Source organism: Corynebacterium sp. PCR 32, assembly GCF_037464985.1.
Taxonomy (GTDB): Bacteria; Actinomycetota; Actinomycetes; order Mycobacteriales; family Mycobacteriaceae; genus Corynebacterium; species Corynebacterium kroppenstedtii_D.
In genome coordinates, this window is sequence record NZ_JBAHVL010000001.1 from 767,756 (window position 1) to 779,718 (window position 11,963).

The following is an 11,963-nucleotide window of genomic DNA, read 5'->3' on the forward strand; positions in this document are numbered from 1 at the left end:
GACAGCACTAACGTTGGAGTGAAAAATTTAATGCGCGTTATTTTCGCGGGAACCCCGTCACCAGCTGTGACGGCTTTGCAGGCATTGATCGATTCTGATCACGATGTCGTTGCCGTGTTAACCCGTCCTGATGCCCCGCGTGGGCGTGGCCGGCGGCTGTATCCTAGCCCTGTCGCTGAGCTTGCTGAGAGCCGCGGTATTCCCGTTATCAAGGCGTCGACGTTGACCGATCACTCCGTTGTCGATGCTCTGGCTGACTATGAACCAGACTGCATTCCGGTCGTTGCCTATGGTGCGTTAGTACCTGCTGCACTGCTGTCCTTGCCACGATGGGGGTGGATCAATCTTCACTTTTCTCGGCTTCCCCGGTGGCGGGGGGCAGCGCCTGTCCAACGCGCCATTGAAGCAGGCGATCAAGAAACTGGTGTTAGTGTTTTCCAGATTGAGGAGGGATTGGACACCGGTGATGTGTTCACGTCGGTATCTTTCCCCATTGGCGATAACGACACTGCTGGGTCGCTCATGGATCGGCTTGCCTTAAAGGGCGCCGCTGTGCTCGTGAAAACTCTCGACGACATCGGTGATGGGAGAGCACATACGACGCCACAGAATGACGATCGGGCGACCTACGCGAGGAAGATTTCAGCCGATGACACTCGAATTGATTGGAGCCAACCTGTCTCAGTGGTCGATAGGATGATCAGGGCGGTCACGCCTGATCCAGGTGCGTGGACAGTCCTCGGCAGCGACCGCATCCGTGTGGGGGCAATCCGACCGGTAACACAACCAGCTGATTCTGTAGAGGCGTCTTTGTCACTCGTACCGGGTGAGATTGCGTGGAAAAAAAACCGTGTCTGGGTTGGAACAGGCGACTATCCCGTTCAGCTGAGCGTGGTCCAGGCACCAGGTAAGAAGCTCATGGAGGCGGGGGCGTGGGTGAGAGGTGCGCATCTCTCTAATGGATACCAGGATTTCCGTGCAGATCCAATGACATTGCCAGGTTCGGCGCCAGTCGAATCACACTGCAACACACCACATGAAGGGACATGTTTTCAATGAGCGGAGGGTTTCGTTCCCGTAGTGAATCAGCTCGTCATCTACGTTCTCGGGCGACGACGCCAGGGAAACCACCATCACATGACGGTTCAGAGCACACACGGCGGGATGGCCATCGCCGTGGCCATGATCGACACCACCGCCAGAGTCGAGGGGCGACTGGACGCGGACATTCACAGTCATCAAAGACGGCGCCCACTGGCCGGCGTCTCTCTCGGGATGTGCCACGTTTTGTCGCGTGGGATGCGCTCTTTCGGGTGGCGACGGATGGTGCGTTTGGAAATATTATCCTTCCGTCGCTCATGACGGAACATACGTTGTCCGGACGTGACGCGGCATTCGCCACCGAACTGACGTATGGAGCCCTTCGTGCTCAAGGACTATTGGATGCGGTTATTGATGAGTGCTCGAGTCGTCCAGTTGATGAGGTTGATCCTGCGGTCCTTGCGGTTCTTCGTTTGGGAACGTACCAGCTTTTACGGACGCGCGTCGGAGCTCATGCGGCGGTGGATACGTCGGTGGGGTTGTGTGAAGAAATCAGTAAAGGCCGTGTCAAAGGCTTTGTCAACGCGGTGTTGCGTTCCGCCGCGCGTCGGACAGAATCAGAATGGATCGATTATCTGGCAGGGAATGGTGATCCGCTAGCACGGGTGGCACTGGCGACCGCTCATCCCGAGTGGATCGTGAATGTGTTCCGCGATGCACTCGGGGAGTCTGCGATCAGTGAGTTATCTGACGCGTTGATTGCTGATGATGCTCGTCCACGTGTACATCTTGTCGCTCGTCCTGGAGAAATAACAGCGGAGGAACTGGCGCTTGTCACGGGTGGTGATCAGACAGTGTATTCGCCTTATGGCGTCGTGCTTGATGAGGGTGACCCTGGTGCGATTCCAGCTGTTCGAGAGGGGATGGCGGCTGTTCAGGATGAGGGTTCACAGCTTATTGCCCGTGCTGTTGCCGAAGCACCGCTTGAGGGGGAATCAGCTGGGCGTTGGCTCGATCTTTGTGCAGGCCCTGGCGGGAAAACTGCGTTGATGGCGTGTCTTGCTCGCATGGAGGGGGCCCATGTCGATGCTGTGGAGCCTGCAGCACATCGGGCACGTTTGGTCAGCAAGACGAGTGCTGGTCTGCCTGTCACTGTTCACACTGTCGATGGACGGCGATCTGGACTTGATTCAGGGTATGACCGCACACTGGTTGATGCTCCCTGTTCGGGCCTTGGTGCATTGCGTCGACGTCCTGAGGCACGGTGGCGAAAGTCGCCTAGTGATATTGCGGACCTTACTGTGCTACAGCGAGAACTCCTTGCGGCTGGAGCTGAGCTTACTCGTCCCGGTGGGGTCGTGGTGTATTCGACCTGTTCCCCTCATCCGGACGAGACTCTCGCGATTGTCGAATGGGCGGACAAGAATTGTCCGCTCGAGCCGTTGGATACCGTCGACTACATGTGTGGGATGCAGGACTGTCGTGCACGGAATAATGCGGTTCAGATGTGGCCTCATCGCCATGGAACTGATGCTATGTTCGTTCAGATTTTCCGTCGGACCCCTCATCTAGAACGGTAGCATGGTTTCATGACGTCAGGAAGGAAAACGGTTTCTACAACGTTGTCGCAGGCTTCTCCTCTCATTGCGCCATCGATCCTCTCCGCGAATTTTGCTTATCTCGGTAGGGATCTTGAGGCAGTGTCGCACGCTGATTGGGTTCATGTTGACGTCATGGATGGGCATTTTGTTCCCAACCTCAGTTTCGGACTTCCTATCGCGAAAGCCGTGGCAAGGCAGACGCATCTTCCCCTTGACTGTCACCTCATGGTTGATGATCCTGTGCGGTGGGCTCCAGAGTATTCAGTATTTCATTCGGTCACGTTTCATCTCGAAGCGGTGGGTTCTATCGATGCGGCGGTGGGGTTGGCGCGGACGTTGCGTGGCTTAGGGACGCGGGCCGCAGTGAGTGTCACACCAGCGACACCGGTGGATGAAGTATGTGACCACCTTGAGGAGTTCGACATGGTGCTCGTGATGTCGGTTGAGCCCGGGTTTGGAGGCCAGGATTTCATGCCTGGTGTCTTAGATAAGGTTCGCACTTTGCGGGCGCGGGTGGACGACATGTGGGGGGCGCCTCAGCGCACAGCCACCATTCCCCACCGTGATGGTTCGGTGGATGGGTGTCCTCGACCGAGTCAAGGAGATCGATGTCTCATTGAGATTGATGGCGGTATTTCACCACAAACGATTGGCCAGGCAGCACAAGCTGGGGTGGATGTTTTCGTCGCGGGTTCAGCTATTTATGGTGCTGATTCACCGAATGCGGCGGTTGATGATCTTCGGCACCGTGCTCTCAGTGGTTATGGTGCACGACGCCGAGGACATCAGGGCTAATGGAAAGTTCGACGTGGAGTTCCGACGCTGAGGTCATTGGCGGTCATTCTTCCTGTGTGCTCTCGCGAGCGATGGAGCGTGCTGCCACGCTAGGGTGGATGGCTAAAGGTATGACGAGCCCGAATCCTCCTGTAGGTGCAGTCATTGTCGACTCCGTTGGGCGCATCGTCGGTGAGGGATTCACGCAACCGGCGGGTGGTGCGCATGCTGAGGTAATGGCGGTGCGTGATGCGGGCGATGCTGCTTGTGGCGCAACGGCTGTCGTGACATTGGAGCCGTGTGCGCATACGGGTCGAACTGGCCCGTGCACTAGTGTTCTTCTTGAGGCGGGGATTTCCACTGTGGTGTACGCGGTAGCTGATCCTCATCCAGTAGCCGCTGGTGGTCATGAGGTACTGGTCGACGCTGGTGTAAATGTCGTTGGGGGGTTCCACGCGGATGATGTGCGTCGTGGCGCCCTCCGCGCCTGGCTGCATCGAACGGTTACTGGGCGAGCGATGGTCACTATAAAAACGGCGGTCACTCTCGACGGACGCGTGGCGGCACCCGATGGGACATCACAGTGGATTACCTCGGTTGAGGCTCGTCATCATGTGCATCGTGACCGTGCTACCCGTGATGCACTGATCGTTGGCACGGGCACTGTCCTTTCAGATAACCCTCGGCTGACGGCGCGGCAGCCCAACGGTGAATTGTATGCAAAGCAGCCGGATCATGTGGTGCTCGGGTCTCGGGTGGTTCCTACGACGGCAAATATCCGTGCGCATTCACGGTTTCAGCAGATTGATTCTCATAGGCTTCCGCAGGTCATTGAAGAGTTGACGGAGCAAGGATATGTCGATCTTCTCATAGAAGGTGGGCCAACGCTCGCATCGGCTGCTGTTGATACAGATGTCGTCGATTGCATTCAATGGTACGTTGCACCGACCATTCTCGGATCAGGGGAGCCGGTAGTACATATTCCACGTGTGTCAACCCTGACTGACAAGCGTAACTTTGCCATTGATCGAATCACGCAGCTAGGTCCGGATGTCCTCATTGAGGCCTCTCGTCAGGCTGAACTGGTGTGAACCACTCCGGGACGCACCTCGAAGAGAAAGATAGAATAATAATCGTGTTTACTGGCATCGTTGAAGCTCGTGGAACCGTCACAGCTATTGACCCAGATATGGGTACACCGTCACAATCTCACACGCCGTCGAGGTCAACCGAGTTCTCGGCAACTCCAGAATTCGTCACAATCACGATCGACGCACCTGGCATTACGGATACCCTCAACCCAGGAGATTCTCTTGCTGTCAACGGTGTATGCCTGACTGATGCCGGCCACACGGGAACAGCAGTGGTGTTAGAGGTGATGGGAGAGACTCTTGATCGGACGACCATAGGTGCTCTCCGTTTAGGTGATCAAGTCAATCTTGAGCGAGCTCTGGCACCGTCTGACCGACTTGGCGGTCATATCGTTCAAGGTCACGTTGATGGTACGGCACGCCTGCTTGGGCGTACCTCCCACGACAACTGGGAAGTATTTCGTTTCACTCTCCCGTCAGAATTGGCCCGCTACGTCGTTGAAAAGGGATCTATCGCCGTCAGTGGCACGTCACTGACTGTCTCGGCTGTGGCTGCCCCTGGTGATCTAGAGCAGTGGTTTGAGGTCTCATTAATTCCCACCACCATGCGGAAGACTATCCTCGGCGCCCTCACGGTAGGTGATCTCGTCAACATCGAGGTCGACATTCTGGCTAAGTACATCGAACGCAATGCCACTGTCAGTAACTATCTAGCTATGTCGACGGCCCACGCCACTGAGCAGACGAAGGGATAAATTGCGGTGACTACGCACGCACACGATCTTCCAGATTCGTTAGCAGACCCCCATCCAGAGGATGTACCTGCGTACCGAGGGCGTATCCGCCTGGACAATGTCGACGATGCCATCGCTGACATTGCTGTAGGCAAACCGGTCATTGTTGTCGATGATGAGGACCGCGAAAACGAAGGCGATATGATCATTGCCGCCGACCTCGTAACCCCTGAGTCGCTCGCTTTTATGGTTCGATATTCTTCCGGATATATCTGTGTTGGCATGACTGATGAGGATGCAGATCGTTGTGATCTGCCACCAATGGTCACCCGAAACCAAGATAAAAAGGGCACGGCATACACGGTCACTGTGGACTCAACGGAAGGCTGCACCACTGGTATTTCTGCCACCGATCGCGCCCACACCATCCGTTTGTTGGCCTCTCCGCGGTCAATGCCTCACGATTTCACCCGGCCAGGCCATGTTGTTCCCCTTCGGGCGCGTGCAGGAGGGGTCCTCGTACGCGCTGGGCACACGGAGGCCGCAGTTGATCTCGCTCGCTTAGCGCAGCGTCATCCTGCCGGCGCACTATGCGAGATTGTGAGTGAAGAGAATCCAACCACAATGGCTCGTGGACCTGAGCTTCGTCGCTTCGCTGACGAACATTCGCTGAGGATGATCTCTATCGACCAGCTCATTGCATATCGTCGAAGTACTGAACGACTTGTCGAACGCATAGTAGAAACAGCGCTTCCGACAACCTACGGACAATTTACCGCTATCGGCTATAGAAACGTCATCGATGGACTCGAACATGTTGCTCTTGTCGTCGGCGATCCCTCTGATAACGAGGGAAAGGACGTCCTGGTTCGAGTGCACTCGGAATGTCTCACCGGAGATGTTTTTGGATCGCGACGCTGTGATTGCGGCGACCAGCTTCACCACGCGATGAAGGACGTATATAAAGAAGGTCGGGGAGTCGTCCTGTATATGCGCGGTCACGAAGGTCGAGGTATTGGCTTGATAAGTAAGCTGGAGGCCTACAAACTTCAAGACGATGGCTATGACACTGTCGATGCCAACATTGAATTGGGTAAACCAGCAGATGCCCGTGAATATGGGACAGGATCTGCCATACTTTCTGATCTCGGAGTCCAGTCTATGATCTTGCTGTCGAATAATCCCACGAAGCACGCGGGGCTGAAAGGGCATGGTTTAACGATTAGTGGGCGTCGGAGTATTGAGGTTGGTGTCTATCCTGAAAATCTCAACTATCTTCGTACTAAGCGTGACAAGATGGGGCATAATCTGCCGAGTTTGAGTGCGTGGGAGGCGGCTCATACCGCGGGGCATCAATCCTAATTAATTACGTACGTCGTCCTTTCATTTGTCATAGTTTAAGGAGTTTTCATGAGTGGCGAAGGAACCCCCAGTGTCACTGTTGAGCCTGGATCTGCACGTGGCCTCCGCGTCGCGATTGTTGTCTCTGAGTGGAATCGAGATGTGACAGAACAATTAGCCTTTCAGGCTCGACAGGTTGGGGAGACCGCTGGTGCCGATGTCACCGTCATCCCCGTGGTTGGTGCGTTAGAGATCCCTGTTGTGGCGAAACGTGCTGCAGAAGCATACGATGCGGTCGTTGCTCTCGGTTGCGTTATTGAGGGTGGAACTCCTCATTTTGAACATGTGTGCAATGGGGTTACCTACGGTCTGACAAAGCTTGCTTTAGATACTGGCACGGCCATCGGGAACGGTGTATTGACCTGCAATACTCATGCTCAGGCCGTCGATAGGGCTGGTGGTCCTACTGCACACGAGAATAAGGGGGCTGACGCGATGTTTGCCGCCATTCATACTGCTCAAACCCTCAGGAAGATAGCGTCGGAGTAGAGGGGTGTCACTGGGTTTTCCCAGGAAAGGCCAAGTGTCGATGCCGGGTGGTAATTCGGTAACAAGGGAGAAAAAAGGTAGGCTCGGTGCCGTGAGTAACGGTGTGAGCGAAACGAAGATGCCTGGGAGTTATCTTGCATATGGCACGCCTACCACGAGCACCGCACCCTGGGAACTCGTAGTGACGTCTACCAAACTGAAGCAGTGGAGTTGGGTCGGTGTTGTCGTCATCATGGGGATTCATATCTTCATGGCGTTGGTCGTTCGACTTGGCTACACTGGCGCGGCGGTCACGACTGTGGATCAATGGTCCTTTATTGGCATCGGCCTCGTATTTTCCGGGGTCTGGTTACTTGGTTTACGTCCGCGTGTTCGGGTCAATAAGCATGGCGTCGAGGTGCGTAATTTCCTGAGCCCACAGTTTTATGCCTGGGATATTATCCACGGGCTGAGTTTTCCGAAGAATTCACGGTCAGCGCGTTTAGAACTGCCTGATTTCGAATTCGTATCTATGTGGGCATTTCAAGCTGCTGACGGTAGTAGGGTTGTCGACGCCGTTAACAGTTTCCGTTTACTTGAAGATACCTACCTTCCGGAGGACTAGCCGGTGGCCAATCCCGCCATATATCGCCCCGCGACCGGGTCTATCCCCACAGGTCCCGGGGTGTATACTTTTCGCGATCCAGAAGATCGTGTCTTGTACGTGGGAAAAGCGAAAAATCTTCGCGCTCGTCTTTCTAATTATTTTCAGGCACCAGAACAGCTCCACCCGCGCACTCGTCAGATGGTGTTCGCTGCGTCTCAGGTTCGGTGGACGGTTGTTGCCTCAGAAGATGAGGCGCTCAACCTGGAATACACATGGATTAAGCGGTTTAGCCCGCGATATAATGTTGTTTTCCGTGATGACAAAAGCTATCCGATGCTGGCGGTTTCCCAGCGAGAACGTATTCCGCGGGCATGGGTGTATCGTGGGCAACGTCGGCATGGAATCAGGTATTTTGGGCCTTTCCCCAAGGTGTGGGCGGTTCGGGAATCACTGGAATCGCTCACGCGTGTATTTCCTGTTCGGACGTGTTCGAAGGGGGTTTTTCACCGTCACGAGCTTTTGGGTCGTCCGTGTCTCTTGGGGTATATCGATAAATGCTCTGCACCGTGCATTGGGCGCATCTCTGAAGGTGATCACCGTGAATTGGTCGCAGGTCTGTGCTCTGTGTTTGCTGGACATTCCCGTCCGATTATTAAGAAATTAACTTCTGAGATGGAAGAGGCGGCAGCTGACCTTAATTTTGAGAAGGCAGCGAGCCTTCGTGATGACATTGAAGCGATTCAGGCGGTGACGGAAAAGCAGGCTATTGTTCTCCCTGAGGACACCGATGCCGACGTCATCGGCGTATCGGCTGATGAGTTGGAGGCCGCAGTCCAAATCTTTAATGTACGCCGTGGCCGTATCCATGGTCAGCGAGCGTGGGTGGTGGAACGTAGCGGTGACTCGGAGGAGTCGCTTGGCGCTCTGATACACGAGTTTTTGCTGCAGTACTACGGTGATGAGGTCGAGCGGGCTCGAGAAACTGCTGAGGATACCCGTGCTAGTGAAGGGGCACAGTTTTGCGGTGATGCGGGTCAGCCTGTGCCGCGCGAGGTCCTTGTCATGGACGAGCCCGATGACGTCGACGAGATCGGGGAGTATCTTGCGGGGCTGCGTGGGGGATATGTTGATGTTCGTGTCCCTCAGCGTGGGGATAAGCGAGCGCTAATGGATACCGTTGTTCGAAATGCGGCAGAGTCGCTACATCAGCATAAATTACGTCGAACGGGCGATCTTACGGCGCGAAGTGCAGCGATTGAAGCGTTACAAGAAAGCCTTGAGATGCCTGAGCCGCCTCTTCGCATTGAGTGTACTGATATTTCCCATCTCCAGGGAACAGACGTTGTAGCGTCCTTGGTCGTGTTCGAAGATGGAGCGCCAAAGAAGTCAGATTATCGCCGGTATGCGATCAAGGAGGCGGCGGGGGGTGGTCATTCTGACGATGTTGCCAGTATCAAAGAGGTGGTTCGTCGTCGGTTCTTGCGTTATACAACAGGTTCCACGGAGGTCCCAGAAGATGGGGTTGTTGCGGGTGCGCTGGCTAGTGAGGATAGGCGGTTCGCACCGTCTGAGGGTGATGCCAATGTGGATTTAGCGGATCCCGCAGCCGTTCGACGTTTTGCTTATTCGCCGCAGTTGTTTGTGGTTGATGGTGGTGCGCCACAAGTTAATGCTGCGCAAGAGGTGTTGGATGAATTGGGAATTTCCGATGTGACTGTGTGCGGGATAGCTAAGCGTTTGGAAGAGGTGTGGTTGCCAGGGGAGGAGTTCCCGGTGATTTTACCCCGGAGGTCTCAAGGGTTATATCTCATCCAGAATATCCGTGATGAGGCTCATCGGGTGGCCATCACGTATCAGCGGTCGAAGCGTAGTGGTCGTTTACGCCAGTCTGCGTTGGATGCAATTACTGGATTAGGGGAGAAGCGTAAAGCCGATCTATTGAGGACGTTTGGCAGTGTTGCGCGGATAAAAGGAGCATCTGTGGAGGAGTTGACCGCTGCTCCGGGCATCGGTCCGACGTTAGCTGCTCAGGTGTATAAAGGCTTGCACCCGGTTTCGGATGAGGACGCGATTCTGTCGGATGATGAGCAAACAGTTCGTAGTCCGAAAAAATAGGGAGCAAAACAAGTAGAGTGGTGGGTATGCCTGACTCTCCGCGCTCGTCGAGCATAGCTTCACCGGATATCACTCCTGCTGGTGGTATTTCTTCCGAGGATCACGCCCTGCATCATGTCGCCGAGAATTCACTCGTGTTGATTACTGGTATGTCGGGTGGTGGCCGCCAGTCGACAGCAAATGTGCTGGAAGAAATGGGCTGGTATGTTGCCGATAATCTCCCGCCTGAGTTGATCATGCGCATGGTTGAGCTCTCGTTTTCTCCTGACTCTCCTATTGAGCGCCTGGCTATCGTTACGGATGTTCGCTCTCGTGCTTTTGCGGGTTCGCTCGGGGACGTGTTGTCGTCGTTGGAAGAAGATGGCAGACGTCCGATTGTGATGTTCCTGGATGCTGATGATGAAACGCTCATTAAGCGTTTCGATACTGTTCGCAGGAAGCATCCTCTGCAGGGGACAGGTACTCTCCAGATGGGTATTTCTCGTGAACGTGGTGTGTTGGAGGATATCCGGGATCAGGCTGACATTGTTATTGACACGACGAACTTTTCGATTCATGATTTGCGTCGTGACATCGAGCGTTGTTTTGATGCTCTTGATTCCAATGTGCAGCACATCACTCTTCAGTCTTTTGGTTTTAAACACGGGATCCCGAAGGATGCTGACCTTGTCATCGATGTTCGCTTTCTTCCCAATCCGTATTGGGTTCCCCACTTGCGGGAGTTCCGTGGTACTGACCACGAGGTTGCTGATTATGTTCTCAGCCATGACAATGTCGATCGGTTTATTTCTTCATTTTTGGACATGTTTAGTGTCATGCAGGAGGGGTACAAAAATGAGGGAAAGAACTTCACGACAGTGGCTATTGGGTGTACTGGTGGGCATCATCGTAGCGTTGCGGTCACTGAGGAGATTGCCCGTCGACTGCGTACGCAGGGGGATGAGGTTACCGTGACCCATCGTGATTTCGACCGTGACTAACCCCCGCTCAGGTGGGCCTAGTGTATCCGTTGGGTGATACTGAGTGTCTCGTTGAAGCAATCGTTAGTGGAATTGAGTGTGTATGAATATCGGTTTTCCTCATGCGTCGAATGGCACGGCCTCCTCTGATCATGGCAGCGCGGGTGAGGGTAATCATGTGGCCCGCATTGGGAAGATGGCGTGCCTAGGTGGAGGGCACGGGCTTTTTTCGACGCTTCGCGCTGCGCGGATGCTGTCGGATGATGTATCAGCAATTGTTACGGTGGCAGATGATGGGGGGTCGTCCGGTCGGCTACGCAAGGAGTTCAATTCGATTCCGCCTGGTGACTTGCGCATGGCTTTGGCTGCGTTGGCTGCTGACGATGATGAGGGCCGTTTGTGGGAGAACGTCCTTCAGCATCGTTTCGGTGGCCGTGGGGCTTTAGCTGGCCATGCTGTGGGCAATCTCCTTATCCAGGGGTTGATTGACGTTGTGGGGGATGAGGTCGCCGCTTTAGCTGAGGTTGCACGGCTTATGCGTATCCGCGGGAGGGTTCTTCCGATGAGCGTTGAGCCATTGGATATTGAGGCTGAAGTAGCTGGTTTAGATAATGATCCGCGGATTGTCACCCCGGTACGTGGGCAGGTTGCTGTTGCAACGACGCCGGGGCAGGTTCGTCGCGTGAAATTGATCCCGGAGAATCCGCCCTGTAGTCCACACGTTGTCGAGGCGATCGTGAATGCGGATGTTGTCACTGTGGGACCGGGGTCGTGGTTCTCCTCGGTTGTTCCTCATATTTTAGTTCCAGACATCGTAAAGGCTCTTCAAGAAACGAATGCTCATAAGATTGTGGTCGTTAATTTAGTGGCTGAGCCAGGAGAAACGCCAGGATTTACTGTCGAACGGCATCTTCATATGTTGCAGCAGCACTGTCAGGATCTTCCCGTCGATACTGTGATCGTTGACGAGCACTCAGCGATGGGGTCGGGGGAGCGCACGCATCTGTGCCGGGCTGCCGCTAATTTTGGTGCAGACTTGAGGGTTGGGGATGTTCGACGCGACGATGAGCAGGGGCGTTGGTTGAGCACGCACTCTCCGCGGAAATTGGCGCAAGTGATTTCCGAGGTGTACGTGGCGGCAGGACAGGCATCGGAAAGGAGTGCTCAGTAGC

At 54.8% G+C, this 11,963-nt stretch carries 11 protein-coding genes; all 11 read left to right on the plus strand.

The genetic code is table 11. The features are described 5' to 3' along the window. Positions 1 to 30: 30 nt before the first annotated feature. The 11 genes from fmt to yvcK all read left to right on the plus strand — a co-directional run bounded on the left by fmt (position 31) and on the right by yvcK (position 11,962). On the plus strand, positions 31 to 1,059 hold the full coding sequence (gene fmt / locus V5S80_RS03275) for a methionyl-tRNA formyltransferase (protein WP_395169447.1): 1,029 nt from the start codon (positions 31 to 33) through the stop codon (positions 1,057 to 1,059). Next, positions 1,056 to 2,621 (plus strand): RsmB/NOP family class I SAM-dependent RNA methyltransferase, encoded by a 1,566-nt coding sequence (locus V5S80_RS03280; RefSeq protein WP_395169284.1) that lies wholly within the window; start codon positions 1,056 to 1,058, stop codon positions 2,619 to 2,621. Before fmt ends, V5S80_RS03280 begins: the two co-directional genes overlap by 4 nt. 9 nt (positions 2,622 to 2,630) lie before the next feature. Continuing rightward, the gene (locus V5S80_RS03285; protein WP_395169285.1) at positions 2,631 to 3,437 is read left to right on the plus strand and encodes a ribulose-phosphate 3-epimerase; all 807 of its coding nucleotides are present in this window, start codon (positions 2,631 to 2,633) and stop codon (positions 3,435 to 3,437) included. Between the two features lie 71 nt (positions 3,438 to 3,508). After that, a complete protein-coding gene (gene ribD, locus V5S80_RS03290; protein ID WP_395169448.1) occupies positions 3,509 to 4,507 on the plus strand; it encodes a bifunctional diaminohydroxyphosphoribosylaminopyrimidine deaminase/5-amino-6-(5-phosphoribosylamino)uracil reductase RibD in 999 nt (332 codons plus the stop codon). Between the two features lie 44 nt (positions 4,508 to 4,551). After that, a complete protein-coding gene (locus tag V5S80_RS03295) occupies positions 4,552 to 5,262 on the plus strand; it encodes a riboflavin synthase (RefSeq protein ID WP_395169286.1) in 711 nt (236 codons plus the stop codon). An 84-nt stretch (positions 5,263 to 5,346) separates the two neighbouring features. Further along, the gene (locus V5S80_RS03300; protein ID WP_395169449.1) at positions 5,347 to 6,603 is read left to right on the plus strand and encodes a bifunctional 3,4-dihydroxy-2-butanone-4-phosphate synthase/GTP cyclohydrolase II; all 1,257 of its coding nucleotides are present in this window, start codon (positions 5,347 to 5,349) and stop codon (positions 6,601 to 6,603) included. Positions 6,604 to 6,651: 48 nt separating this feature from the next. Next, the gene (ribH, locus tag V5S80_RS03305) at positions 6,652 to 7,131 is read left to right on the plus strand and encodes a 6,7-dimethyl-8-ribityllumazine synthase (RefSeq protein ID WP_395169287.1); all 480 of its coding nucleotides are present in this window, start codon (positions 6,652 to 6,654) and stop codon (positions 7,129 to 7,131) included. A gap of 40 nt (positions 7,132 to 7,171) precedes the next feature. Beyond that, the gene (locus tag V5S80_RS03310) at positions 7,172 to 7,735 is read left to right on the plus strand and encodes a PH domain-containing protein (protein ID WP_395169450.1); all 564 of its coding nucleotides are present in this window, start codon (positions 7,172 to 7,174) and stop codon (positions 7,733 to 7,735) included. Between the two features lie 3 nt (positions 7,736 to 7,738). Continuing rightward, a complete protein-coding gene (gene uvrC / locus V5S80_RS03315) occupies positions 7,739 to 9,832 on the plus strand; it encodes an excinuclease ABC subunit UvrC (RefSeq protein WP_395169288.1) in 2,094 nt (697 codons plus the stop codon). Between the two features lie 26 nt (positions 9,833 to 9,858). Then, a complete protein-coding gene (gene rapZ, locus V5S80_RS03320; RefSeq protein ID WP_395169289.1) occupies positions 9,859 to 10,812 on the plus strand; it encodes an RNase adapter RapZ in 954 nt (317 codons plus the stop codon). A gap of 175 nt (positions 10,813 to 10,987) precedes the next feature. Then, complete coding sequence (gene yvcK, locus V5S80_RS03325; protein ID WP_395169451.1) at positions 10,988 to 11,962, plus strand: uridine diphosphate-N-acetylglucosamine-binding protein YvcK; 975 nt, start codon at positions 10,988 to 10,990, stop codon at positions 11,960 to 11,962. Position 11,963 lies beyond the last annotated feature (1 nt).

What these genes read in the sequence shown, in the direction of transcription:
- ribH (WP_395169287.1), top strand. Translation starts at nt 6,652, where the DNA reads ATGAGTGGCGAAGGAACCCCCAGTGTCACTGTTGAGCCTGGATCTGCA.
- ribD (WP_395169448.1), top strand. Translation starts at nt 3,509, where the DNA reads ATGGAGCGTGCTGCCACGCTAGGGTGGATGGCTAAAGGTATGACGAGC.
- yvcK (WP_395169451.1), top strand. Translation starts at nt 10,988, where the DNA reads ATGGCGTGCCTAGGTGGAGGGCACGGGCTTTTTTCGACGCTTCGCGCT.
- rapZ (WP_395169289.1), top strand. Translation starts at nt 9,859, where the DNA reads ATGCCTGACTCTCCGCGCTCGTCGAGCATAGCTTCACCGGATATCACT.
- V5S80_RS03310 (WP_395169450.1), top strand. Translation starts at nt 7,172, where the DNA reads ATGCCGGGTGGTAATTCGGTAACAAGGGAGAAAAAAGGTAGGCTCGGT.
- fmt (WP_395169447.1), top strand. Translation starts at nt 31, where the DNA reads ATGCGCGTTATTTTCGCGGGAACCCCGTCACCAGCTGTGACGGCTTTG.
- V5S80_RS03285 (WP_395169285.1), top strand. Translation starts at nt 2,631, where the DNA reads ATGACGTCAGGAAGGAAAACGGTTTCTACAACGTTGTCGCAGGCTTCT.
- V5S80_RS03280 (WP_395169284.1), top strand. Translation starts at nt 1,056, where the DNA reads ATGAGCGGAGGGTTTCGTTCCCGTAGTGAATCAGCTCGTCATCTACGT.